Origin of the sequence: Moraxella marmotae (genome assembly GCF_042219885.1) — a bacterium.
GTDB classification, from domain to species: Bacteria; Pseudomonadota; Gammaproteobacteria; order Pseudomonadales; family Moraxellaceae; genus Moraxella; species Moraxella marmotae.
Genome location: NZ_JBHJHR010000002.1, coordinates 1,744,057 through 1,770,393, shown reverse-complemented (window position 1 = coordinate 1,770,393; position 26,337 = coordinate 1,744,057). Strand labels below are relative to the sequence as shown.

The following is a 26,337-nucleotide window of genomic DNA, read 5'->3' as shown; positions in this document are numbered from 1 at the left end:
TAAACTTAATCCAATAAACTTAACCCACTAAAAATAAGACCCATTATGCGTACTGCAACCGTTACTATCCATCAAGATGCTTTGGCAAATAATTTGCAAATCATCAAAAACACCATCAAACCCACCACCAAAGTGCTGGCAATGGTCAAAGCCAACGCCTACGGTCATGGCGTCGATGCCGCCGTGCCTGCCCTGCTGGCGGCAGATGGCTTTGGCGTGGCATGCCTAAGCGAAGCCATGGCGGTAGAAAAAGCACTGAATGACAAAAAATCAAGCAAAAAACCCATCGTGCTTATCGAAGGTGTCTTTAGTCAAGATGAGTGGCAAACCGCCATTTTGCATGATTTTGGCTGCGTTGTTCATTGTCAAGCACAGCTTAACTGGGCAATACAAAATTTACCCAATGATGACAGCTTTTGCCGTAGTATCTGGCTAAAATACAACACAGGCATGAATCGACTGGGCTTTGATGATGATGGCGTGATCGCCGCCGCCAAAACACTGCACCAAGCTGGTTATCGCTTGATTTTGACCACACATTTTTCTTGTGCTGACGACAAAGATCACCCACTCAATGCCGTGCAAATTGACAAATTTAACACCGCCTTGGCAAGCATTCGCCGCTTTGCTCCTGATGCCAAGGGCAGCTTGTGCAATTCGGCAGGGATTTTTCATTTTAAAGAGCATCATCACGACTGGGTGCGTGCAGGCATCGCCTTGTATGGCTCAAAGCCCATCGCCAATCAGTCTGCCAAAGCATTGGGTCTAAAACCTGCGATGACGCTATCTGCTCAAGTGATGGCAATACACACCCTACCTGCTGGCAGTCAAGTCGGTTATGGTGCGTTGTGGACAACCACCAAAAGCCAACAAATCGCTGTGGTTAGCATCGGTTATGGCGACGGCTACCCACGAGTGCTGGACAATGCCAGCGTCGCCATCACCGACAAACAAGGGAAAGTACACCAATGCCCAATCATTGGCCGTGTTGCCATGGATATGTTTATGGTGGATATTGACGGCTTGCAGATTGATGTCGGTGCTACGGTCGTGCTGTGGGGGCAGCAGCCAAGCATTGATGAGATTGCCGACTGTGCCAACACCATCGGCTATGAGCTGATGTGCCGCTTGACCACTCGCCCAAACCGCCAGATTAAGCCATTGATTGATATCCGCACAGTTTTTTGACCAATGATTTGGATAATTTAAGCAAGTTTTGTAATATATTTAATATATTCAATTAAGCTTCAGATTTTAAATTTTTAATCATTGAAATTTTTAATAAATTTTGGAAAATCAGGAAAATTTATGAAAAACCTAACTATCACCGCCTTATTTGGCATCGCCGCTGCCGCTACCACGGTAGCCCATGCCCAAAGCCTGCCAGTTGACAACAATGCAGAGCTAAAAATCGGCATCAACACCACCTATAACGCCACCGCCTACGCCAGCAAAAACCCTGTGTCTGTGCTGCCACAAGCCTTTTATGACAATCACCGTGTCTATATCGAAGGGGCTGAAGCTGGCGTGTATCCGTACAAAGACGCCAAGCACCATGTGCGTCTGGGTGTCAGTTATGACGGACGCAGCTTTGATGCCAGTGAAGCAGACAGCGACGCACTCAAGCAAGCCGACAAACGCAAATGGTCGGCACTGGCACACGCCAGCTATATGCACCTAACCCCTTATGGCGGCCTAAAAATCAAAGCCGCCACCGATTTGCTAAATCGCCACGACGGACAAACCGTTACCCTGTCGCACTTAAGCAAATTTAGCAAAGACGCTTGGACAATCTACCCAGAATTTGGGGCAACTTGGCAAAGTAAAGACTATAACCAATACTACTATGGCATCAATGTCGAACAAAGCCAACGCTCAGGCTTAAGTCGCTACGATGCCAAAGCTGGCTGGTCGCCATTTATCACAGCAACCGCCAATTATCAGCTGACCGATAACATCAGCCTTTTTGCCAATCAGCGTATCGAATGGCTATCTGATAGCCAAAAAGACAGCCCTTTGACCGATGGCAAGATTGACAGCAAAACACGCTTGGGTTTTAATTATCAATTCTGATTGGTTAGGACTGCCAAAAATGGTCAATTTGATTCAAACTTTAATCAAAGACTTTAATAATTATTAATTTGTAATTGATAATTTTACTTATCAATATTTAATTTATATTTAATTAATTTTTGAGTTTTTAATTAAATAAGAACACCCCAAAAGCGATAAACTTTTGGGGTGCTTTGCTTGGCCAGTTTGGCTCAATACAGGTTATCAATCATCACTGGCTTTTAGCTGAATGTAATTTTGGATACCCATATCTTCGATAAGCTCTTGTTGTGTTGTTAGCCAATCTTCATATTCTTCATTGCCATCTTTAAGTTTTACCAAGATTTCACGAGAGACATAATCACGATTGGACTCACAGATGCCGATGGCTTCAACCAGCACATCGTGCTTTCTTTGCTCAAGTTTTAAATCGCAAGCTAAGATTTCCAAAACATCTTCGCCGATAAGCAATTTGCCCAGCTCTTGTAGATTTGGCAAGCCTTCAAGCAGTAAAATACGCTCAATCAGCTCATCAGACCACTTCATTTCTTGGATAGATTGCTTATAAAATGCTTCGTTTAGCTCAGTTACGCCCCAGTTTTTGGTGATGCGTGCGTGCAGGAAATACTGGTTAATGGCGATCAGTGACTGACCCAAAACCAAGTTTAACGCACGGACGACTTCTTTATTACCTTTCATAAGATTTCCTTAAAATTAGTGTGCTGCCGCTACTGGTGTTGGCTCGGCGGTAACGCTTTGTAGGTAATTTTGCAGACCCATCATGTCGATTAGGCGTAGTTGTTTTTCTAGCCAATGGGCGTGGTCTTGCTCGGTGTCTTCTAGCTGACGCACCAACATATCACGAGTCACATAATCACGCTCTGCTTCACAAAGAGCAATGCCTTCTTTTAGGTGTTCTTGGACGCTGTATTCTAGGTCAAGATCGCTTTTTAGCATGCTTGGCACATCGTTACCGATATTGATGGCACTGACTTGCATATTTGGCGTACCACCCAGCATCAAGATGCGTTGGATCAGTAGCTGAGCGTGCAAAGTCTCATCTTCCATCTCGTGATGGATACGGTCATACAGCTTGCCCAAATGCCATTCGGCATACATTTGTGAATGGATAAAGTACTGATCACGAGCGCCCAGCTCACCGCCCAATAGGAAATTTAGATAATCGATAACTTTTTGAGATGATTTCATCGCTTTGCTCCTTTTGTTGTTGGCAAAAATTCATCAATGTTAAAATTCATCAATATTAATTTGAATAACTGATTCTAAATGATTCAATGTTTATCAAAAACTTCAAAAGATGATTGGTTACGCTGATTATAATAGCACAAAATATGAACAAATCCAGCCTGACTTTGTAAGACTATTGAACTGCGAACGCTTTACACTCTGATAATAACTTGCAAATAAAATAAAAAATCATCTGCACAAAATTTGTTCAGATGATAAAAATATGAGATATAACTGATTGATTTTAAAGTACTTTTTATAATTTTTATTGATAATCACTTTTAATTGAAATTTTCAAACTAAAAATGATTATCAATTTGGTCAATTAATGGGATAAATGCCAAAATCATGCTTTGCAGATTTGTGCATGACAGTAACAATTTAGCAACAATCTGATGATAAAAATGGTCAAAACCGCCAAATCATCGGCAAAATCACCAGTCAAACCATCAATTAACTTGCCATCACATCAATGGCAATCGCCGTGGCTTGGTGTTCATCAACCAAATCTTGCACCATCGGCACACAGCAGCCGCAGCAAGTACCCACCGATAACGCTTGTTGCAGACCTTCCATACCATCAACGCCAGACGCCAAAGCGGTCTTGATTTGGGTGTCTTTTACATCGTGACAAATACATACATACATATAACGACTCCTTGGCTGGCGATACCGAATTTTGATTTGATTAAATCTACCGTAATTGGGTTTTGTGTTTTATTAAATAATTTGAAAATCCCTGCTTTTTGCGATTATGTTTTGTTCTCAAAAGCGAGCAATTCTCTTTTGCACATATAATAACAATAACCGTTCCTATTTGCAAACATATTTATTGATTTTTTCAAATTTTATCTTATGGATTTTAAATAATGAAATAAAATTCACCTTTTTATAAAAATTTTCAATTAATGCTGTGTATTTTTTGGTCAATTCATGCAAATGAGCCATTTTCTGCTTGCTTTTTACTATACAAAATCTTTGCTAAACGCTAAAATGGTGGCTTTGAGATTTAGAAGTTTAAAATCAGCCATCGGCACAAACTTGCGACAATTTTGCAATTGTTATTATATTTAAACTGTATTTGAACTGTATTTAAGCCATATTTGAATTGTATTTGATGATGAAAACCATGTTTAGAGCGAAATTTTTGACACATCATTTGACCCATAAACTGCTACAACCGTTGATTATCGGCGGCGTTTTTGTGAGTGGTGTCAGTGCTGCCCACGCTTGCACACCACCAAAAAGCGACTATAAAAACATTCGTTGTACCGCCCAAAGTGATACTTTTTTGGCAACCAAAGACAACGGCGAACCTGTCGCCCTGCTGGACAGACAAGGCAAAAAGATTGTCGATTTGTTCAGTTATCAAGCAGTTTTGGCAAATCAATATCAAGCAGGATTACTGCCTGTGCTTAAAAATGGCAAAGTCGGTTACATCAACCGCCAAGGCAAAGTGGTGATTGGCTTTAACTATGACAAAATGCCATCAGGCAGCTGGGCTCGTGGCGTGAGTGATGATCGCATCATTGCCTATGCCAATGGCCGCTATGTGATTTTGAGTGCTTCTGGGCGACTGATTCGCACCTTTGACCGCAATGTCAGCCAAATGACCGACTATCACAATGGCGTCGCCACTGTGGTGCAAAACACGCAGCGTTATGAAATTGACAAACAAGGCAATCGTATCGCACCTACCGCACCGATACCAGCAACCATTGCCACCACAACCACCACGACCGTCTCGACCACAGCCGCAGCCCAAAATATGCCACAGAGCGTATCACAAAACACGCTGCAAAGCACACCGCAAAACCCAAGCATTGCCAGTATCAATACCGCCAGCACGACCATTAACCCTGCTGCCAACGCTCAGCCAATCAGCCGCATTACGCTGATACAGCCGCAGATTGCCACACAAGCCGTGCAAACTGCCCAACAAACCAACCAACCTGCCAACACAACAACGCTCATCAAAAAGCAACAAGCCGCCGATGGCAAATGGGGTTTTGTTGATCGTCAAGGCAATCTTAGAATCCTATACGCCTTTGATGAAGTGCGTGATTATTCTGAAGGCTTGGCGGCGGTGCGTCAGGGCAACTATTGGGGTTTTATTGATGAAAAAGCCGATTTGGTGATTAATTTTCAATTCCACAAAGACGGCATTCACGCTGGCAGCCAAACGCCCAAAGCCCCAAACACACCGCTGATTTTTGAACATGGCAAGGCATGGATTGGCAATCTGGGCAATGGCACAAAAATGTGCATCAACACCGCTGGCAAGGACATCAGCTGTTCATAACGCCAGTTATCGTCTTTGCCATTTTATTATTTTGATACTTTTTGTTTTTATTATTGATAACATAGCTATTGATAAATCGTGATTAAAAAATCGTCAAAGCCACACGCCAAATAAGGATAGAGCCATGATTAGTGTTTTTGAATTGTTTAAAATCGGTATCGGCCCATCAAGCTCACACACGGTGGGGCCGATGGTGGCTGCCAATCGTTTTTTGGCGGAATTGGCGGACAATTTACCAAAAGTGCAACAAATCACCATTCAACTGTACGGTTCACTGTCTTCGACAGGCAAGGGGCATGCCACAGATACCGCTGTTTTATTGGGGTTGCTTGGGCATCAGCCAAGCAGTATTGATACCACTAAGACGGACAAATACCTTACCCCCATTTATCAAGATGGACAATTGGCTCTCAATGGCGTACACGCCATCAGTTTTGATGCCCAAAATCATCTACTGTGGGACGATACCGCCCTGCCCACGCACCCAAACGCCCTGCAACTGACTGCCACGCTAAATGATGGCAGTCAATTTACTCGCACTTATTATTCTATCGGTGGCGGCTTTATCAAAGACGAGCAAGAAATTCAAAATACCGCCAACACTGCTGAATCGCTGCAATTTCCCTATGACTTTGACAGTGCTGATGAATTATCCGCCCAATGCCAAACGCATCAGCTGAATATCGCCACCTTGATGATGGCAAATGAAACCGCCCTTCGTGATGAAACTGTCGTTACCGATTATCTGAACGATGTCTGGAACACCATGCAAGCCTGCGTCGCTCAAGGCTGTAAGGTCGATGGTATCTTACCCGGTGGGCTTAATGTCAAACGCCGTGCCAAGGCCTTGTATGAGCAGCTTTCTAAAGAATACGGCTATTCGGGCAATGGCGGCCTGTTGGCGATGGACTGGGTCAATTTGTACGCCCTAGCGGTCAATGAAGAAAACGCCGCTGGTGGCAGAGTCGTTACCGCTCCGACCAATGGTGCAGCAGGCATTATCCCTGCGGTGTTGCATTATTACCGTGGGTTTATTCCGTCATTTAGCCATCAAGGTGTGCGTGAATTTCTGCTGGTCGCTGGGGCAATCGGTGCATTGATTAAGCAAAACGCTTCCATCTCTGGTGCTGAAGTCGGCTGTCAAGGCGAAGTCGGCTCTGCCTGTGCAATGGCGGCGGCAGGTCTGGCACATGTGCTGGGCGGCAGTGTGGCACAATGCCTAAACGCCGCTGAGATTGGACTTGAGCATAATTTGGGCTTGACCTGCGACCCCATCGCAGGCTTGGTGCAAGTGCCATGCATTGAGCGTAATGCCATGGCATCGGTCAAAGCCATCAATGCCGCTCGCCTAGCACTGCGTGGCGATGGCAGCCATCATGTCTCGCTCGATGAAGCGATTGCCACCATGAAAGAAACAGGCATTGATATGATGGATAAATACAAAGAAACCGCCAAAGGTGGCTTGGCTGTCCATGTCATCGACGCCACCAATAACAAACGCATTGATGTGGTCAATATCAAATCTGGCTTTAGTCAGTGTTGATAATTGGTTAAAAAAAACAGCTGCTCAAACTGGGCAGCTGTTTTTGATTGTTAAAATTAATGTGTTATGATGCAGGATTTTGCAAACTTAATCAAACTCTGTCTGAAAGCGTACCGCACCATTGCTAAATAATTGAATCAATACTCTGTCCCAATAATCACCTTGTTGCCGATCGGCATCAGCACCTGATTTATCTTTTTTGAATAAAATCACTGACATCTCTCATCCAGAAAGGTTCGTCCTTATCGGTAAGATCATCATAGGCTTCTAGAGGCAGCATTCTATCGTAAATAAAGTATGGAATATCAGATAGGGCTAATTTTAAAACCTTTGGATCTTCATTATTTTCAATCATAAAAAGCATTTGCCTATAAAGATCCAAAACAGACTTGTGAATTTTATCTAAAATTACAATTTCATCATCACTAAAATTAGATTTGTATTCATCGAGATCAACCTTAATGATTTCTTTGGCATCGGATACTGTTAAATATTTTTTGTATAATTTACAAAAAAGATAATAATATGTATCACTCTTGTTTTTTAACTCTTCTAATAATTTATCAAAAGTAGATTTAAATTGCTTTCTATTGGCAATTCCAATTGTGAGCATAGGACCCATTAAACCAACCATCAAATCGTCATTCATCGCCACTCTCCGTCTCTAACTTCAAGCAAATTACAAATGTACAAAAGCCCAAATCGTCTGATTTGAGCTTTTTAAAATTTGGAGCGGGAAACGAGATTCGAACTCGCGACCCCAACCTTGGCAAGGTTGTGCTCTACCAACTGAGCTATTCCCGCTTTGTGTGGCATATTATATATGATTATTTTTTGCTGTCAAGCATTTTTATCAATTTTTTTTGCAATTTTAACACTTTGACATTGTGATAACCATTTGCCATCAGCTGACTGGCTTGCAGGCGGCTCATTACCCCTTGCTGGCAGTACAGCAGATAAGTCTGCGACTGATCCAAATCGCCAAAGCGTGATGACAATTGATAAAATGGTATCTGTATCACGGTCGCATCGATGGCAAGCGGCATTTCGTCAATCTCATCAGGTGAGCGAATGTCCAGCACCACTTGCCCTGCCTGCACTTCATGCACCACTTCTGGCATCAGCACAGTATCGGTTGTCGCCAGACTTCGGATATCGACCGATTTTGCCGACTCGATGGCATAATCTAGCACGCCAAAATCAAATTTGGACTCTTCGGCGACAATCTTGGACTCGACCGCCTTGACCGTGGGCGACTTTGAGATCACACCACAAAACTCTGGCATGGATTTGGCAATTTCCATCGTACCGATTTTTTGGGTGGTATCAACAATCCACTCTTTATCACTGGTAATCAATGGGCGTAAAATCAGCCGTGTTGCTGCTTTGTCAATGATGTGCAAATTGGTCAGCGTTTGGCTCGCCACCTGTCCCAACGCTTCGCCAGTAACAATCGCTTCAACGCCCATTCGTTCGGCAATGGCACTGGCCGCCTTGACCATCATTCGCTTTAGCACCACGCCCATTTGCCCATCATCGATACTGCGTAAAATCTCAGCAACCACTGGCTCAAAATCCACCGTGATAAATCTCACCTTATGCGATGACGAATAGCGAGACCACAGATGATACGCCATTTGCTTAACACCAATTTCATGTGCCTGTCCGCCCAAATTAAAAAAGCAATAATGCACACGACTGCCACGACGCATAAACATATAGCTGGACACACTAGAATCAAAACCGCCTGAAATCAGCGACAACACATCTTCTTGGGTACTCATTGGATAGCCGCCAAGACCTTCGTGTCGTGCCTTGACCAGCATCATTTTGTCATCTTCAATCTCAATGCGGACGGTAATGTCGGGGTTTTTTAGCTGTACTTTAGCGGTGGCAATGTGCTGATTTAGCCCACCACCGACATATTGCATCACCGCCATCGAATCAAAATCCTGCTTGCCACGACGCTTGACACGCACACAAAAAGTCTTATCCACAAGCTTATCTTGATATGCCGCCAAAGTCTGCTCAAAAATATCATGCAAATCACGATACTGGCTTTCTTCGACTTCCAAAATGTGATGAATGCCGCTGATGCGTTGTAATGCTTCACGAATTGCCAGACGCTTGGATTCATCGCTGCTTTTGACTTCGATAAAGTCCCAATGGCGAATGACCACCACCGTTTCGTCAATTTTTTGTAAGATTTCTTTGATATTACTATTTAATACTTTGATAAAACGCTTGCGAACTGAGTCGCTTTTCATGATGATTTCTGGGAACAGTTTGACGATAAATTTCATAATCAGCACAGATCAAGGGAAGTTTGGGAATGTGGTTAAATATAAAAGGGAAAATAAAACGGCTATTTTACACCATTTTTGTGGATTGTTAATCTTTTTATAGGTCAAATCGTAAATTGGCTTAGGTGTGCTTTAAAATTGGATTTAAAATCGGATTTGTAATTAGTTTAGAAATTTATTAAATTTTAATTAATAATTAATATTTATTAAAATAAGCAGTTAGTGAATTTTTACAAATTTTAAATAAAATGACAAAAAAAATCACCGACAATTTGGGTAAATCATCGGTGATTTGTGGTTTTGATTGATTTGGTTAAAAGTGGTGAAATCGGCTAAATTGTGCAATTTATTGAGTTAAATCAAATTTCATTAACTTGACTTTTAACTTAAATTCATCAGTTATTTAACCAAATTTAAACCATCATCAAAGCAAAATACGGCGTGGATCTGCCAACAGCTTGGCGATGTAGCGAGTGAATACCGCCGCATCAGCGCCGTTAATCACACGGTGATCGTATGACAACGACAGTGGCAATATCAAGCGTGGCTCAAAGCTCTTGGTGGCAGCATTCCAACGGGGCTGGAATGACGCTTCAGAGATGCCCAAAATGCCGACTTGTGGCCAGTTCACCAGTGGCGTGAACGCTGTGCCGCCCAAGTTTCCTTGGCTTGAGATGGTAAAGCTGGCACCTTGTAGCTCTTTGGCGGTCAGCTTTTTATCACGAGCTTTTTTGGCAAGTTCGCCAATTTCAATAGCGATTTGCTTAATACCTTTGGCTTGTGCGTCTTTAATCACTGGCACAATCAGACCGTCATCGGTTGCCACGGCAATGCCCATATTGACCGATTTGCGGATTAAAATCTGAGTATTGTCGTCTGACAAGTGGCAGTTGAATTTTGGGTGGCAAGTGAGTGCATACGCCACTGCCTTGACGATAAACGCCAAAATGGTCAAGCCAATGCCTTCAGCCTTAAACTCGCCTTTTAGCTCGTTACGCAGGCTTTCGGTATCGGTGATGTCCGCCAAATCAAACTGCGTTACCTGCGGTAGGTAGGTGTTGTAGTTTAGCTGCGGAATAGAAACCTTTTGCAGGCGAGTTAAGTCCTGAACTTCAATCTCGCCCCAAATCTCGGCATTGCTCATGTCTGGCAAGTTTGGTAAACCTGAACGCTCAGACACCGCTGCCGCTGCTTGTGGCTTGGTAGCAGCACCATTCATCACTGCCTTGACATAGCCAAACAGGTCTTCTTTTAGGATACGGCCATGGGCGGCTGTACCAGTAACGGCACTGATGTCCACGCCCAACTGTCTTGCCAATTTACGCACCGCAGGGCCAGCATAGACATTGCGAGCTTTCTCATTGACGATATGCTCTGGTAATTTGTCCGTGGCAGTTGGTGCAACTGGTGTGGCAGCTGGCTGTGCTTTGGCAGCTTGAGCTTGAACTGGAGTTGGTGCGACACTTTGGGCAGGTTTGGTTTCTGCAGATTTAACAGCTTCACTGGCAACCGCACCGCCTTTGATGCTGATAAAGGCTTGACCATTTGCCACGCTGTCGCCAACATTGACCAAAATCGCTTCAACCACACCAGCCACTGGTGCTGGCACTTCAACCGATGCTTTGTCCGATTCCACCAAAATCAGCGGCTGATCTTTTTCAACCGTATCACCAACGGCGATCATAATGTCAGCGACTTCGGCACTGTCCACGCCCAAATCAGGCAAATGATGCGTTTGGCTTTCGCCAGCTGCCACTGGAGCAGCCGCTTGTGGTTCGGCAACAGGTGCGGCCGCTTGCTCGCTAGTTTTGGCAACTTCGGCAACGGGTGCATCAGGCGTATCCTGTGCAGTACTGCTATCGGCAGCAGACTCTAGCGTGAATAATAGACTGCCTTCGCCAATGCTATCACCAACAGCGATATGAATCGCCTGAATGATGCCTGCAGCTGGCGACGGCACTTCAACCGACGCCTTGTCCGACTCTACCAGTACCAAATTACTGTCTTGGCTGACGCTGTCGCCAACTTTGACCATAATCTCTGCCACTTCGGCAGATTCTACACCCAAATCGGGGGCTTTGATTTCCATCATATTCTCCTATGTTCTGGGTGTTTAACCGTTGTTGATGTTGTCGTCGATCAGTTCAGGCACTGGGTTTGGCTCACGCACAGTTTTTGGTGCTGGTGCATCTGGGAAAAAGTCATATTGCGGCTGCGGCTGCCATGCTGGAGCTTGATCGGCATCAATGCCAAAGCTGTTGATGGCATCTTGCACCAAGCGTGCATCGATTTCGCCTTCGTCAGCCAGTTTTTTCAAAGTCGCCACCACGATGTGTTCGGCATTGACATTAAAGAAACTACGCAGCTGGGCTCGGCTGTCCGAACGACCAAAACCGTCTGTACCTAAAGTGGCGTATGGGCGTGCGTCTGGCAACCAGCCACGGATTTGCTCGGCATAGTTACGCATATAGTCAGATGCAGCGACCACGATGCCTTTGTGCGGTGCTAACTGCTTAGTAACCCAAGGGGTTTTTTGTTCAGCAGTTGGGTGCAAGCGGTTATAATCATCGCACGCCATGCCATCACGAGTCAGCTCATTAAAGCTGGTTACGCTCCAGACATTGGCAGTGATGCCAAATTCATCTTGCAAAATGCGAGCTGCTTTTTGAACTTCACGCAAAATCACGCCAGAACCCAATAGCTGCACTTGGGTTGAGCCATTGTCTTCAAGCAAATACATACCACGCTTGATGCCTTCTTCAACACCTGCTGGCATCGCTTGATGTTCGTAATTTTCATTCATTAAAGTAATGTAGTAGTACACACGCTCACCTTCGCCATACATGCGGCGTAGGCCATCGTGCATAATCACTGCCAATTCGTAGCCATAGCATGGATCGTAGGTAACGCAGTTTGGCACAGTACCAAACAAAATATGGCTATGACCATCTTGATGCTGTAAACCTTCGCCGTTCAGCGTTGTACGGCCTGCAGTTGCACCGAACAAGAAACCTTGTGCTTGACAGTCCCCTGCTGCCCATGCCAAATCACCAATGCGTTGGAAACCGAACATAGAATAATAAATATACATCGGAATCATTGGCAAAGCATTCACCGAGTAACTGGTCGCCAAAGCAATCCAAGCACTCATCGCACCAGCTTCGTTGATGCCTTCTTCTAGCATGTGGCCGTCTTTGGCTTCACGATAGCCCATTAAGGCTTCGGCATCTTCGGCGACATAGTTTTGTCCCACTGATGAATAGATACCCAACTGGCGGAACATACCTTCTAGACCAAAGGTGCGTGCTTCATCAGGCACGATTGGCACGACATATTTTTGTAGAGCTTTGTCTTTTAATAAGGCCGACAACAGACGCACAAAGACCATCGTGGTGGATTGTTCTTTGCCTTTTGAGCCTTGTAGCACTTGATCAAAAATTGACAATTCTGGAATTTGTAGCGGAATATGACCACTGCGGCGTGCTGGCAAATGACCGCCCAACGATTCACGGCGACCCATCAGATATTTGTATTCTGCCGAATCTTCGCTTGGACGATAAAACGGCAATTCTTTGAGCTGCTCATCAGTCAATGGCAAATCAAAACGATCACGGAAATATTTTAGACCACTTTCGTCAATTTTTTTGATTTGGTGGGCTTTATTGACCGATTGGATTTGGTTTGATAAGCCGTAGCCTTTGACAGTTTTTACCAAAATGACGGTTGGCTGATCTTTGGTCTTCATCGCTTCGCTAAATGCGGCATAGACCTTTTTGGGATCATGGCCGCCACGATTAAGACGCATGATTTCTTCATCACTTAGGTCTTTGGCAAGCTCTTCAAGTTCTGGATATTTGCCAAAAAACTCTTTACGCACAAACGCACCATCACGAGCTTCGTACAGCTGATACTCACCATCAACCACTTCTTCCATGCGTTTTTTGAGTGCGCCAGATTTGTCTTTGGCAAGTAAAGCGTCCCAATGATCACCCCAAATAACCTTAATCACACGCCAGCCAGCACCACGGAATACCGACTCAAGCTCTTGGATAATTTTGCCGTTACCACGCACAGGGCCGTCTAGGCGTTGTAGGTTACAGTTAATTACCCAAATTAAGTTGTCCAGCTTTTCACGGCCAGCCATGGAGATTGCACCTAAGCTCTCTGGCTCGTCCGTCTCACCATCACCCAAAAACGCCCACACTTTGCGATCTTCATCTTTGATCAAGCCACGATTAGTCAGATATTTTTGGTTGCGAGCTTGGTAAATAGACATCAATGGCCCAAGACCCATCGATACTGTTGGGAATTGCCAATAATCTGGCATCAAATAAGGGTGCGGATAGCTTGATAAGCCCTTGCCGTCCACTTCACGGCGAAAATTCACCAGCTGCTCTTCGCTCAATCGCCCTTCTAGGAACGAACGAGCATACATACCCGGCGCACCGTGGCCTTGATAATAAATCATATCGCCGCCGTGGTTTTCGCTCGGCGCTCGCCAAAAATGGTTAAAGCCTGTTTCGTACAAAGTCGCCGATGACGCAAAAGTCGCCAAATGTCCGCCCAAATCGTCATTGTTTTGGTTGGCACGCATCACCATTGCCAAGGCGTTATAACGCACCAAGGCACGGATTTTGCGTTCCATGTGCAAATCGCCCGGATACGCTGGCTCATCTTCCACAGGAATGGTGTTGATATAAGCGGTGTCCAAGCGGTTAAACGGCAAGCCTTCTTGTACAGCCATGTTGTACAGTGATTTTAATAAAAATTGCGCACGATCTTTGTCAGCGTTTTTGATAACCGATTCAAAGGCATCTAACCACTCTTGGGTTTCGATGTGATCGGGGTCGTTATAATAAGTTGTCATTACATTTGCCCTGATTAAACTCAATCACCACCGATGTGATGGCGAAAATTCACGCACGGACAGCCATTTGCCCATGCAACCTAAGGGAATTTATCCCATATACAATTACTGTTTATTATAAAAGGATTTGTGCAAAATGTTTATTCAATAAAATAAATATCGTTATTGTATTCATTTAATTAAAAAATGTTCGATTTAATCCAAAATTTATATTATCGCCATCACTATCCAATAACCCCAATGTTATCAACAAGTTAGATTAAGATAACTCATCAGGCAAATCACCAGACAAATCGTCCGCCAATAAAAATGCCGCCACTTGTGCCACGCCTGCGATGTCGTGTGCTTTTAGTGGCAATCTGGCGGTGTTGATTTTCCAAAGACTTTGTGCGTACACTGCCAGTATGTCAATGTCCATCGCCACTTGATAATCAAATTCGGCGGTTTTTTTGGCATTATCACGGCCACACAGACGCTCAATGGCTTTGCACTGCTCATTTAGCGTTTGGTAATCGGTCGCTTGATTGAGTAGCAGGTAAGCACAGGCATTATGATACAAGCGACAGCTACGACCTGTAAAATCTTGGGCGACATTTTTATCAGACAAGCAAATCACGCCAAGCGTCGCCAACTGCTCAAGGGCAACGCCAAAAGCGGCATCGGCTTGATAATTACTGCCCAATGCCAGCACCACCGCCTGAATGTCTTTGCTATTTTTTGGTGTCATGGTGTAGTGTTTGGTTGCGTGTGTTTGCTTGTTGCAGATGGTTTTGTGCGGACAATTTTCACCCCAACGCTGGCCGCTTGCTTGATGGCGTTTGGCTTATGAATGGTCAGCGCAATCTGACTGCATGGATAATGCGTCAAAACATACTCGGCAATCTTATCCGCCAAAGTCTCAATCAGCTCCGCCTGAATCTCGTGGCACAGCCTTTCCATGTCTTCGCAGACGGTTTTATAATTGATCACATGGGCGACATCGTCATCTAAAATGGCACGGCTCATATCACAGACCATCTCAGCATCAATAATCAGCTGCTGCTTGATGGCACGCTCCCACGAATACACGCCAATCAGCGTATTAATCTGCAAACCTTGAATAAAAACAATATCGCTCAATGGATTATCCTTTTTTGTATTTTAGCATATCGGCACTAAATACCAACAGCCCCAGCCAAATCAGTGAAAAAACAATGATTTTTTGCAAATCAAAAGTTTCATGATAATAAAACACCGCCAACAAAAACACGATGCTTGGCGTCAGATAGTTTAAAAATGACAAAGTGTTAAACTGCACCGTCTTAGTGGACATATTATACAACAAAAGCGGAATCAATGTGATTGGCCCTGCCAGACTTAACAGCCAAACTTGGGGCGACAACCACAAAGACAGATGCGAACTGGCGACATCGGCATAAGACAGCCACAGCAAACACAGCGGCAACAATAACGCTGTCTCAACAAACAGCCCATCGACAGCATCAAAAGGCGTATTTCGCTGAATCACACCATAAAACGCAAACGACAACGGCAACAGCAAGCTCACCCAAGGCAAGCCGCCCAGCCAAATAATCTGAATGACTACCGCCAACGCTGCCAACGCCACGGCGATTTTTTGTAATGGGCGAAGTTTTTCCTTAAAAATCAACATCGACAACGCCACACCGACCAATGGGTGAATAAAATAACCCAAGCTGGCTTCTAGCACTCGATCGTGCGTTACCGCCCAGACATAGACTAGCCAATTGGTCGCAATCAACAATGCCGCCACCCCTGTCAATAGCAGCCATTTGGGATTTTTGGCAACTTGCCAAATCCGCCGCCATCGCCCACCCAGTAGCACCACCACAAACAGTACCACACAAGTCCAAATCACTCGATGAGTGATGATCTCTATGGCATCATAATCTGATAATGCCTTGAAATATAAAGGAAAATTTCCCCATAATAAAAAGGCGGCTAAGGCGGTTATCAGGCCTTTTGGTGTGGTTTTGACGGTTTGGCTCATGGGCTTGACCTGATGGTTTGCCTTATGGATAACGGCAAATTAAATGACTTAAACTGCCTAAATGATTTAAATGATTAAAACAGCAACGGCGATGGCTGGATTCATTTGTCAGTTACTTCATCTGATTAAATCAAGCTAAGATGAGTCAAACCAATTAAGACAATTTAACGAATCCAGCCAGTCAATCCGCTCATTTCACTTCGATGGCAAGCCCCACTTGGTTAGCAAGCTCGGCAAATCCCGGAAAACTGGTGTTCACCGTCTGCGTGCCATGAATGATGATGTCATCGGTTGCACGGCTACTTGCCACCGCAAAACTCATGGCGATGCGATGGTCATGGTGCGACTCGATCACCCCACCACCAAAAATGGCATTTTTCTCGCCTGCCACGCCTTTGCCTTGGATAATGATGCCATCTTCAAGCACGGTACTATCAACGCCCAAAGTCGCCAAGCCATCCGCCATCACCTGAATGCGGTCGGATTCTTTGACACGCAATTCTTTGGCTCCTGTCAATTTGGTCGTGCCAGTGGCACAGCTGGCGGCAATAAATAGCACAGGAAACTCATCAATTGCCAGTGGTACCAAAGACTCAGGAATCTCAATGCCGTGCAAATCCGATGGGCGTACCGTAATGTCCGCAATCGGCTCACCGCCAACAACGGCTTCATTACTTAGGCGAATGTCCGCTCCCATCAGGCGTAAAATATCAATCACGCCAGTGCGTGTTGGGTTCATGCCGACTTTTTCGATGGTCAAGCCTTCACCGCCGCCAATCGCCGCCAGCACCATAAAAAATGCCGCACTGGAAATGTCCGCTGGTACGATAATATCCGTTGCCGTCAAGCGTCCACCGCCAGTGATGCTGATTTTATTGCCATCAACGCTAATCGGATAGCCAAATGCCTTGAGCATACGCTCTGTGTGATCACGGCTCACTTCAGGCTCGATGATGGTGGTTGTACCTTTTGCCCACATCGCCGCCAAAATCAAGCAAGACTTAATCTGAGCTGACGCCACAGGCAACGGATACTCGATGGCGTTTAGGGCTTGTCCGCCAGTGATGGACAGCGGTGCTGTGCCTTTTTCGCCAGTGGACTGGATTTTTGCCCCCATCTGACGCAGCGGCTTGGCGACACGCTCCATGGGACGCTTGGATAAGCTGACATCACCAGTCATCACACTGTCAAATGGCTGGGCGGACAAAATCCCAGCAAGCAGTCGCATACTCGTGCCTGAATTGCCCATATCCAAAGGCTCGGCAGGTGCTGACAAGCCATCAACGCCCACACCGTGAATGGTTACTTTATCACCTTGACGCTCAATTTTTACGCCCATATCGACAAAGGCTTGCAAAGTCGATAACGCATCTTCGCCCTGCAAAAAACCGCTGACTTGCGTGATGCCATCTGCCAGCGACCCAAACATAATACTGCGGTGCGAAATCGACTTATCCCCCGGCACACTGATGGTACCAGCGATGGTGTTTTGGGGGCGAATGTGATAGCTTTGATTCATAATGGTGTCCTTGATGGCGTCTTTGTCTTTGCTAATGGTTGATGAATAGGGTTTGTACATGGGTTTTTTGGCAAGCATATGGCCAAAATGTCGGCGTGCATGCCGTGCCGTGCCAAGCCAATCAAGCATGGTTTGTGAATCTTCATTGGCGATGATTTGGCGAAATTCGCTCAAATGTGCCTGAAATTCGTCCAGTGATTGTAGCAGTGCCGATTTGTTGGCAATAAAAATATCATGCCACATCACTGGGTGACTGGCGGCAATGCGACTAAAATCACGAAAACCGCCTGCTGCATAGCGAAAAATATCCAAATTGTCATCATGACTGGCAAGCTGATGCGTCAAACTAAAAGCCAACAAATGTGGCAAATGACTGGTATAAGCCAAAATCTCATCATGGCGAGATGCGTCCATTTGTATCACTTCAGCACCAACCGCCTGCCAGAGTTTGGCAAGTTTGGCGACTGCATCGGCTGGGCTGTCTGGCGTTGGACAAAGAATTAATTTGTGCTGAACAAACAATTCACCATTTCTGGCATCAAAGCCTGAATTTTCTGCCCCTGCAATTGGGTGTCCACCGATAAAATGATGCCCCAAGCCAAAAATCCGATCCGCCGCCTGCTGTACACTCACTTTGGTGCTGCCCACATCGCTGATGATGGCATCATAAGGCAACACGCCTGCATTCATCGCATCTTTTAGCGTCTGCATGATGCTCTCGACGCTCTGAACTGGCGTGGCAATCACCACCAAATCCGCCCCAGCAGCCACTGCCGACACCGTATCGCCGCCGTCTTGGATTAGCCCTGCGGCGATGGCGTCTTTGATGCTTTTTGGGTTGGTGTCCACGGCGGTGATTTTGCCCACCAATGGACTGCCGAGCCGCTGATTGGCATGATACACCGCCTGTACAAAAGACGCACCGATTAAGCCCAAACCAATGACGCACAGATGCTCAAACATCGGCTTATGTCCGTCGTGCATTGAAAAATCCCAATAATTACAAAAGATAAAAGTGAATACGGTTAATTTATCAATATGACTTTAATGATACCAATTTATCATATCAGATGAATCATATCATATGATTAACCAAATATGTTTTTGGTCAATTTATAGCACCGCTTTTTTTTACAGCACCGCTTTGGGATAAGAACCCAACACACGCAAATCCTTCACCAAAGGACGAATGTCTTCGATGGCAGCGGCGACATTGTCATCATTGATGTGGCCATTCATATCAATAAAGAACACATAAGCCCATTTGTTCGGACGCTCTGGACGAGTCTCAATGCTGGTCATCGACACGCCATGGCGACGCAGCGGCTCCAAAATCTCAATCAACGCCCCTGCCTTGTCTGGACTAGAAACCATGATTGAAGTCTTATCCTGTCCTGATGGTGCGACATCTTCTCGGCCGATAATCAAAAAGCGTGTGGTATTGCCCGGATTGTCTTCGATGTTTTCATAAAGTTTGTGCAAGCCATATTCAGCCACTGCCACATCACCAGCGATCGCCGCTGAGTGCCACTCATTTTGTAGGCGGCGAGCAGCTTCGCCATTTGACGACACCGCCACACGCTCGACATTTGGGAAATTGACATCTAGCCAATGGCGACACTGTGCCAGTGCCTGCTGATGGCTATAAATGCGGCTTAGGCTCTCGATTCTGGTATGCTCGGCAACCAAAAAATTGTGATGAATCGGCAACTCAACTTCACCGATGATTTTTAGTCCAGAACCCAAAAAAGCGTCCAAAGTGTGATTGACCACGCCTTCTGATGAATTCTCAACAGGAACGACGCCATACATCGCACTGCCTGCTTCCACTTCACGGAACACATCGGTGATGGTCGCCAAAGAAACCGTCGTTGCCGCCTTGCCAAAATGCTTCAACGCCGCTGCGTGCGTGAATGTACCGACTGGCCCCAAAAACGCCACTTTTTGCGGTGCTTCAAGCTCTAGGCATACCGACATAATCTCACGGAATAAGCGTGCCATTTTCTCGCCGCTAAGCGGGCCTTCATTGCGTGCCATCACCGCTTTTAGTACTTGTGCTTCACGCTCTGGACGATAAAAAATTGGGTGATTTTCGTAATTTTTTTTCACCACAGCGACTTGCTGTGCCACTTTGGCTCGCTCGTTGATGAGTTTTTGGATTTGTTCATCAATGGCGTCAATCTGGCTGCGATAGCTTTTGATTTCGTCAGTATTTACAGGTAATGATTGCGTTGTCTCACTCATGGGGCGATTCCTTTGTTGTCAATTGTTTGGCATTTGGCAATGCTGCTTGGCGATTTTGCCATGCCCAACGCCATGCTCAAACAAGTCATGATGTCGATATGGTGTCAATGATGGATAATAATACACGATTTTGCGGTTTTGTTGTAGTTATTTTGCCAAACTTTATTTTATGACTTAATTTTATTTTATTGCATGGGTGTTGTATAGGTATAGCTTGGGCATCACTTAGATTTTGGGGTTTGTCTGATTTTGTGGCAATTTTGCCATTTGTACACACTTTATCCACTTTATCAATCGTTGTTCGTATTTTGCGGTTTGTTCATTTGGCTTACAATTTACGCCATATTTTTTAAAAATCACGCAACCCACCCCACCCAAACCATCAAAACACTGGTCAAACTGGGCAAAATGTGCTAATTTGTAGCAAGCGAATTTGTATAAATAGCAAATTGATGAAATGCGTTTATCAAAGTCAATTTATCCAAGCCGATTGTCGCTTTGATATTTGCTTTGGTGAATTTTTAATCATTTCAATTGTTTTAGTCGTTTTGACATTTTAAACTCAATTAAACTTCGTTAAACCAAGCGACATTTTGTCCTTTGTGTTATTTTTGTCATTTTTACTTTTTTGTCATTGTTAAAATGAGATTTTGTGTGATTTTGGGGTAAATTTATGAATCATTCAGCCGAAAACAGCTTGGCACAGCTTGCCAAATACACCACCATCGTTGCCGATACTGGCGATTTGAACGCCATCAGCCGCCTAAAACCTGTCGATGCCACCACCAACCCAAGCCTGATTGCCGCTGCCTTTGCCAGTGGCGATCATGATGAATTATTAAGCCAAATCAAAGGCTTGGACATCGATGACGCCATCGATACCTTAACGGTAGCGTTGGGCGTTGAGATCAGCAAACGCATTCAAGGACGCATCTCAACCGAAGTGGACGCACGCTTGTCGTTTGATACCGATGCCACGGTCAAAAAAGCATTAGAATACATCGAACGCTACGCCCAAGCAGGCGTGGACGCCAGCCGTGTTTTGATAAAAATCGCTGCAACCTACCAAGGTATCCAAGCTGCCCATACCCTAGAAAAACAAGGCATTCACTGCAATTTGACTTTGTTATTTACCCAAACGCAAGCCCACAGCTGTGCCGATGCTGGCGTTACTTTGATTTCGCCGTTTGTCGGTCGCATCACCGATTGGCAAAAAGCCCACGAAAACCGCCAACACATCGCCATCAGCGAAGATATGGGCGTAAATTCGGTCAAAAGCATCTACCAATTTTATAAATCGCACGGCTATCACACGCAAGTGATGGGGGCAAGTTTTAGAAGTATTGAGCAAATCATCGCCTTGGCGGGCTGCGATTTATTGACCATCTCGCCTACCCTGCTTGATGAATTGGCAAATAGCCACTTGCCTGTGCTGCCTGTGTTAAGTCCAAGCCAAAACACGCTTGATAAGCCTGCTGCCATCAGTGGTGATGCATTTGAGCGTGAACAAAACGCCAATCCGCTCAATGAGCTTTTGCTTAAGGGCATTGACGGCTTTATCGCCGCCAGAGAAACTTTGGCAAAGCAGCTATCAGCCAATTAAATCATCATTAATAAACTATTGATAACTCATGAATAGTTTAAACATCGCCGCCAATTGCGACACTATTGGCGGTTTTTTATCTTGCTTTTTTTTGGCGGTATTAATTGATTGCATTGACTGCATTGACTGCATTTATCCAGCCAGTTTTATTCAATGGCGATGGTTTGTATTTATTGCCAAACTTCATTATTGGTATGAATTTATTGATACAATCGCAATTTGGTCGCACTTAAAATGGCAAAACTGGCAACTTTTGGTAAAATTACTCAAAAATCGCCCAAAAATTACCCAAAATCACAAATTTTACTTGCAAAAATTCGATACATCTGTAAACTAAGCACATAATTGATTTTGATGATTTGTACCCATTTGCCTTGATTGGTTGGCGTTTTACCCAATCATCGGCAAACTCGGCACAGCATACTTAACACAGCACATCAAGGGCTTAATATGAAAAAATATCAATGCATCGTCTGCGGCTGGATTTATGATGAAGAATTGGGCTGCCCTGAAGAAGGACTTGCCCCCGGCACTCGTTGGGAAGACATTCCCGATGATTGGATTTGCCCAGAATGCGGCGTGGGCAAGATGGATTTTGAGATGATTGAAATCTGATAGCCGCCATGACCACGCACGACCGCACGACCGCACCGCCTGATAGCTGGCAACGCTTTGGGGATATTCACTGGTATCCGTCCGACTTGTCAGAGCATCTGTATCAAGCCATCATTGACATTGGCGAAGGCATTCAGCTGTGCGTCGAAGCTGGCGGCAATCCTAACAATCCGCCGATGGTTTTTATCACAGGGCTTGGCTCGCAGATGCTGTTTTGGTCGGATAAATTGCTCAAGCGGTTTATTGATGCTGGGTTTTTTGTGATTCGCTTTGACAATCGTGATACTGGCTTATCCAGTAAAATTCAGATTGATGGCTTGCCACGCCTAAACACGCTCAAAATGATGCTCAAAGTCCAAGCAGGGCTGTCCAACCGCTCCGAACAAGTCGCCTACACGCTCACCGATATGGCAGAAGATGTGGCACGACTCATCAAAACCATGCACCTTGACAATGTCAATTTGGTCGGTGCGTCAATGGGTGGCATGATTGCTCAGATTGTCGCCGCTCGCTATCCCAAATACATCAAAAACTTGGTTTTGTTATTCTCCACCGCCAACCGTGCGTTTTTGCGACCACCAAAACCCAAGCAGTTCATGACTTTTGTGCGTCGTCCAGAAAGCCACTCCCAAAGAGACATGGTGCGTCATAGCGTGTGGTTTATGACAGCGGTCGGCTCACCGGGGCATTTGGACATCAAGGGTACTCGTGCCATCGCCGAAAAACGCTACCAACGCAACTTCCACCCTTTGGGCGTCTCGCAGCAGCTGACTGCCATCTTGGCATCTGGCTCGATTTTACGCTTTAGCAAACAAATCCGTGCCAAAACCTTAGTTATTCACGGCGATAAAGACGGACTGCTTGCTCCCAGTCATGGCAAATTTCTTGCCAAAGTCATCGACAATGCTCGCTTTGTGCTGGTCAGCGGTATGGGACACGATTTGCCCGAATATTACCACCCCTACCTTGCCCATCTTATCAGTACGCACTGCCAAGAGTGATTGGTATTGGTTTGGTGTCAAATTGATATACGGTTGATATGATGAATTTGATATGAATTTGCCAATACCATCAATGCCATTAATTCGCTAAATCAAAAACCGCCCTTTACTACCGATAATTTGGTCGTCAAGAGCGGTTTTTTGGTGATAAATTTGAATTAACAAAAGCCAAGTTTGGATTTTGATTGTCGCTATTTTATTTGCGTTTTTTGCCACCTTGGACGGCTTTAAAGCGTGGATTGGATTTGCAAATCACAAAAGTGCGACCACGGCGACGGACAATTTGGCAATCTTCGTGGCGGTTTTTGGCGGATTTTAGTGATGATAAAACTTGCATGATGGCTCCTTTTGATTGATTTACAAGTATAAATTTACACGCATAAATTCGCAAGCGTGAATGGAATAAATGTTATGATATACCATAATACCACCAAAAAGCAAGTGAATTGAGAATAATTCTTGTTATTTTTTAAAATAAAATAAACTGCAATCACAATGGGTCTGTGCTATATTATCCTGTGTCATGGGTCTGTGTCGTGTTGTGCCAATTTTATGCCCCATCAACTTGGTTGTTTTGGTTTGATTTGAGTTTGACGCAGCGATTTGGCATAACAATTTACAAACGCACACACCCACAAACGCAGAAATGCAAAAACGCACAAACGAATCGCCAAAATTTGCGACTTAGACTTAAAATTTGCACTTAAAGTTTATACTTAAGATTTGCACCAGAATTTGCACTTTTGGCGATTGAGATTGACAACCACACCAGATTTTATGCAGGATTTTTTGATGAAACAAATCACCTTTAAAGACGGCAGCACCGCCACGGTCAATAATATCTACTGCATCGGACGCAGTTATGCCGAACATATCAGCGAACTTGGCAACACACCAACAGGCGAACCTGTGGTATTTATGAAACCCACCACGGCACTGACCACCGCCGACAGACTGCACCTGCCGAAGTTTTCAGACGATGTGCATCACGAAGTGGAGCTGGTCGTCTATATCGGCCGTGATGTCGCCGATGATGCCACGCCAACGCTTGAATGTATCGCAGGCTATGGCGTTGGGCTGGATTTGACCGCTCGTGATGTGCAGACTGACTTAAAAGCCAAAGGGCTGCCTTGGACGCTTGCCAAGGGTTTTCGTGATGCCGCTTGGCTGTCGGTTTTGTGTGCTGGCGTGCCGAGCGTTTGCCAGTTGTCGCTGACGGTTAATGGTCAAATCCGCCAAAATGACAGCACCGATAAGATGCTGTTTGATGTCGGCTATCAGCTGCGTTATTTGCATGATAAATTTGGACTCAGACAAGGCGATATTATCTACACTGGCACACCAAAAGGCGTGGGTCGGCTGGAGCGTGGCGATGTGCTGATTGCTGCCATTGATAAAGATGCTTATACTTTATCTGTGGATTAATTTATAAATACTATTAATTTTAATTAAATAAAATGGCAATTTGAAATCACATTGGCGAATTGTCAAAATTTTGTTACAATAAGTGCAATTTTAACAACCGTTTGGAATGGCTATGAATATTTTAGTATTAGGCACAGGCGGCCGTGAACACGCCTTGGCGTGGGCGTGTGCCAAAGATGAGCGTGTCGCTACGGTCTATGTCGCTCGTGGCAACGCTGGCACAGACATTGAGCCAAAGTTACAAAATGTGGATTTGGATATTGGCAATCATGCGTCATTGATTGAGTTTTGCCAAAGCCATCAAATCAGCTTTGTGGTGGTTGGCCCTGAAGCACCTTTAGTCGCTGGTGTGGTTGATGATTTGCGTGCTGCTGGCATTGCCATTTGGGGGCCAACGCAGTATTGCTCACAGCTAGAAGGTTCAAAAGCCTTTGCCAAAGCCTTTATGAAACAGCACAATATCCCCACCGCTTTTTATGAAGTGTTTAGCGAAATTGACCCTGCCAAAAACTATGTGCGTGAACACGGTGCGCCAATTGTCATCAAGGCAGACGGCTTGGCTGCTGGCAAAGGGGTGATTGTGGCGATGAGCGAACAAGAAGCCTTTGATGCCATTGATGATATGCTGTCTGGCAATAAATTTGGCGAAGCAGGCAGCCGTGTGGTGATTGAGCAATTTTTGGTAGGCGAAGAAGCGTCTTTTATCTGCATGATTGATGGCGATAACATTTTGCCAATGGCAACCAGCCAAGATCATAAGCGAATTTTTGAAGGCGATACAGGGGCTAACACTGGCGGCATGGGAGCGTACTCGCCTGCACCTGTGGTCACTGACGAAGTCCATCAAAAAGTCATCGAGCGAGTGATTGCCCCTGTGGTCAAGGCGATGAAAGCCAACGGCACGCCATACACGGGCTTTTTGTACGCAGGCTTGATGATTGATGAGCATAACGATCCGTATGTGATTGAGTTTAATTGCCGCTTTGGTGATCCTGAAACTCAGCCGATTATGATGCGACTAGAAAGCTCATTGGTTGAGCTGATCGAAGCAGGTCTGTCTGGCAATTTACCAAGCCAAGCCAAATGGTCTGACAAAGTCGCCCTAGGCGTGGTACTGGCAAGCCGTGGCTATCCAGAGAGCAGCTCAAAAGGCGACATCATCGCAGGCTTGGGCGGCGACACCAACACACTCAAAGTATTCCACGCTGGTACCAAAAAATCTGGTGAAGACATCGTAACCGATGGTGGTCGTGTGCTGTGTGTTACGACATTGGCACAAGACATCGCCACCGCCCAACAAGACGCATTGGCGGCAATTGCCCAAATCCACTTCGATGGCATGCAATACCGCCGTGATATTGGCTGGCGTGCGATTAACCGCTGATGATTTATTTATTAAATATACTTAATCAATAAGCTAAAATGGGTGAATTTTATCATTTGCCCATTTTTTTTATTAAATAAAATTTGAGTTTTGGTTTGAATTGGTTGGAAAGTGTATTTTAATATTATATTTAATTATGATATAAACTGTGTTTATAAATCATATTTATAAATTATATCCATTAACCGTACTGGCTTTTCTCGTCTAAATTTTATCCGAATTA

The 26,337-nt window shown here is 45.0% G+C and carries 23 protein-coding genes and 1 tRNA gene; 9 read left to right on the top strand and 15 right to left on the bottom strand.

All coding sequences use genetic code 11. From position 1 onward, the window contains the following. Positions 1–45: 45 nt before the first annotated feature. Together alr and ACFBZI_RS08155 are read left to right on the top strand one after the other, a co-directional pair. The gene (gene alr / locus ACFBZI_RS08160; RefSeq protein ID WP_375715833.1) at positions 46–1,188 is read left to right on the top strand and encodes an alanine racemase; all 1,143 of its coding nucleotides are present in this window, start codon (positions 46–48) and stop codon (positions 1,186–1,188) included. Positions 1,189–1,308: 120 nt separating this feature from the next. Further along, positions 1,309–2,073 (top strand): MipA/OmpV family protein, encoded by a 765-nt coding sequence (locus tag ACFBZI_RS08155; protein WP_375715832.1) that lies wholly within the window; start codon positions 1,309–1,311, stop codon positions 2,071–2,073. Between the two features lie 204 nt (positions 2,074–2,277). Here the strand turns inward: ACFBZI_RS08155 and bfr (ACFBZI_RS08150) are convergent, their stop codons facing one another. The 3 genes from bfr (ACFBZI_RS08150) to ACFBZI_RS08140 form a co-directional block, all read right to left on the bottom strand. Continuing rightward, positions 2,278–2,751 carry a bacterioferritin gene (bfr, locus tag ACFBZI_RS08150; protein ID WP_375715831.1) on the bottom strand — a complete coding sequence of 158 codons (474 nt, stop codon included), beginning with the start codon at positions 2,749–2,751 and terminating at the stop codon, positions 2,278–2,280. 15 nt (positions 2,752–2,766) lie between these two features. Continuing rightward, positions 2,767–3,261, bottom strand: coding sequence for a bacterioferritin (gene bfr, locus ACFBZI_RS08145; RefSeq protein WP_375715830.1), 495 nt, complete (start codon positions 3,259–3,261; stop codon positions 2,767–2,769). Positions 3,262–3,753: 492 nt separating this feature from the next. Continuing rightward, positions 3,754–3,948, bottom strand: coding sequence for a (2Fe-2S)-binding protein (locus tag ACFBZI_RS08140; RefSeq protein WP_375715829.1), 195 nt, complete (start codon positions 3,946–3,948; stop codon positions 3,754–3,756). 481 nt (positions 3,949–4,429) lie between these two features. Between ACFBZI_RS08140 and ACFBZI_RS08135 the strand changes: the two genes are divergently transcribed. Both ACFBZI_RS08135 and ACFBZI_RS08130 read left to right on the top strand, forming a co-directional pair. Continuing rightward, the gene (locus ACFBZI_RS08135) at positions 4,430–5,602 is read left to right on the top strand and encodes a WG repeat-containing protein (protein WP_375715828.1); all 1,173 of its coding nucleotides are present in this window, start codon (positions 4,430–4,432) and stop codon (positions 5,600–5,602) included. 124 nt (positions 5,603–5,726) lie between these two features. Then, on the top strand, positions 5,727–7,145 hold the full coding sequence (locus ACFBZI_RS08130) for an L-serine ammonia-lyase (RefSeq protein ID WP_375715827.1): 1,419 nt from the start codon (positions 5,727–5,729) through the stop codon (positions 7,143–7,145). A gap of 87 nt (positions 7,146–7,232) precedes the next feature. Here ACFBZI_RS08130 and ACFBZI_RS08125 read toward each other — a convergent pair whose 3' ends face one another. The 11 genes from ACFBZI_RS08125 to pheA all read right to left on the bottom strand — a co-directional run bounded on the left by ACFBZI_RS08125 (position 7,233) and on the right by pheA (position 20,086). Then, positions 7,233–7,364, bottom strand: a complete 132-nt coding sequence (locus tag ACFBZI_RS08125; RefSeq protein WP_375715826.1) for a hypothetical protein — start codon at positions 7,362–7,364, stop codon at positions 7,233–7,235. Next, a complete protein-coding gene (locus ACFBZI_RS08120; protein WP_375715825.1) occupies positions 7,336–7,794 on the bottom strand; it encodes a hypothetical protein in 459 nt (152 codons plus the stop codon). Before ACFBZI_RS08120 ends, ACFBZI_RS08125 begins: the two co-directional genes overlap by 29 nt. Before the next feature lie 79 nt (positions 7,795–7,873). Next, positions 7,874–7,949: transfer RNA gene (locus ACFBZI_RS08115), tRNA-Gly, on the bottom strand. Positions 7,950–7,972: 23 nt separating this feature from the next. Continuing rightward, on the bottom strand, positions 7,973–9,448 hold the full coding sequence (gene thiI, locus ACFBZI_RS08110; protein ID WP_375715824.1) for a tRNA uracil 4-sulfurtransferase ThiI: 1,476 nt from the start codon (positions 9,446–9,448) through the stop codon (positions 7,973–7,975). Positions 9,449–9,872: 424 nt separating this feature from the next. Then, positions 9,873–11,537, bottom strand: a complete 1,665-nt coding sequence (locus ACFBZI_RS08105; protein WP_375716339.1) for a 2-oxo acid dehydrogenase subunit E2 — start codon at positions 11,535–11,537, stop codon at positions 9,873–9,875. Positions 11,538–11,561: 24 nt separating this feature from the next. Next, entirely contained in the window at positions 11,562–14,315 is a 2,754-nt protein-coding gene (gene aceE / locus ACFBZI_RS08100; protein ID WP_375715823.1) for a pyruvate dehydrogenase (acetyl-transferring), homodimeric type, read from the bottom strand. A gap of 259 nt (positions 14,316–14,574) precedes the next feature. Then, positions 14,575–15,042 (bottom strand): 2-amino-4-hydroxy-6-hydroxymethyldihydropteridine diphosphokinase, encoded by a 468-nt coding sequence (locus ACFBZI_RS08095; RefSeq protein ID WP_375715822.1) that lies wholly within the window; start codon positions 15,040–15,042, stop codon positions 14,575–14,577. Beyond that, positions 15,039–15,434, bottom strand: coding sequence for a dihydroneopterin aldolase (gene folB, locus ACFBZI_RS08090; RefSeq protein WP_375715821.1), 396 nt, complete (start codon positions 15,432–15,434; stop codon positions 15,039–15,041). Before folB ends, ACFBZI_RS08095 begins: the two co-directional genes overlap by 4 nt. A 4-nt stretch (positions 15,435–15,438) precedes the next feature. Then, on the bottom strand, positions 15,439–16,323 hold the full coding sequence (rarD, locus tag ACFBZI_RS08085) for an EamA family transporter RarD (protein ID WP_375715820.1): 885 nt from the start codon (positions 16,321–16,323) through the stop codon (positions 15,439–15,441). A 190-nt stretch (positions 16,324–16,513) separates the two neighbouring features. Continuing rightward, positions 16,514–18,826, bottom strand: a complete 2,313-nt coding sequence (locus ACFBZI_RS08080; RefSeq protein WP_375715819.1) for a bifunctional prephenate dehydrogenase/3-phosphoshikimate 1-carboxyvinyltransferase — start codon at positions 18,824–18,826, stop codon at positions 16,514–16,516. Positions 18,827–18,973: 147 nt separating this feature from the next. Then, positions 18,974–20,086, bottom strand: a complete 1,113-nt coding sequence (pheA, locus tag ACFBZI_RS08075) for a prephenate dehydratase (protein ID WP_375715818.1) — start codon at positions 20,084–20,086, stop codon at positions 18,974–18,976. Between the two features lie 673 nt (positions 20,087–20,759). On the opposite strand from pheA, the gene ACFBZI_RS08070 reads away from it, so the two are divergent. From ACFBZI_RS08070 to ACFBZI_RS08060, 3 genes are all read left to right on the top strand, one after another. Then, positions 20,760–21,689, top strand: coding sequence for a transaldolase (locus ACFBZI_RS08070; protein WP_375715817.1), 930 nt, complete (start codon positions 20,760–20,762; stop codon positions 21,687–21,689). 450 nt (positions 21,690–22,139) lie between these two features. After that, positions 22,140–22,304, top strand: a complete 165-nt coding sequence (locus ACFBZI_RS08065) for a rubredoxin (RefSeq protein ID WP_375715816.1) — start codon at positions 22,140–22,142, stop codon at positions 22,302–22,304. Positions 22,305–22,312: 8 nt separating this feature from the next. Then, complete coding sequence (locus tag ACFBZI_RS08060; protein WP_375715815.1) at positions 22,313–23,305, top strand: alpha/beta fold hydrolase; 993 nt, start codon at positions 22,313–22,315, stop codon at positions 23,303–23,305. Between the two features lie 196 nt (positions 23,306–23,501). On the opposite strand, the gene ykgO is transcribed toward ACFBZI_RS08060, so the two are convergent. Beyond that, entirely contained in the window at positions 23,502–23,642 is a 141-nt protein-coding gene (gene ykgO, locus ACFBZI_RS08055) for a type B 50S ribosomal protein L36 (protein ID WP_003657744.1), read from the bottom strand. A 419-nt stretch (positions 23,643–24,061) separates the two neighbouring features. On the opposite strand from ykgO, the gene ACFBZI_RS08050 reads away from it, so the two are divergent. Beyond that, positions 24,062–24,730 (top strand): fumarylacetoacetate hydrolase family protein, encoded by a 669-nt coding sequence (locus ACFBZI_RS08050; RefSeq protein ID WP_375715814.1) that lies wholly within the window; start codon positions 24,062–24,064, stop codon positions 24,728–24,730. A gap of 112 nt (positions 24,731–24,842) precedes the next feature. After that, positions 24,843–26,114: a phosphoribosylamine--glycine ligase gene (purD, locus tag ACFBZI_RS08045; RefSeq protein WP_375715813.1), complete on the top strand. Its 1,272-nt coding sequence runs from the start codon at positions 24,843–24,845 to the stop codon at positions 26,112–26,114. The last annotated feature ends 223 nt before the right edge of the window (positions 26,115–26,337 follow it).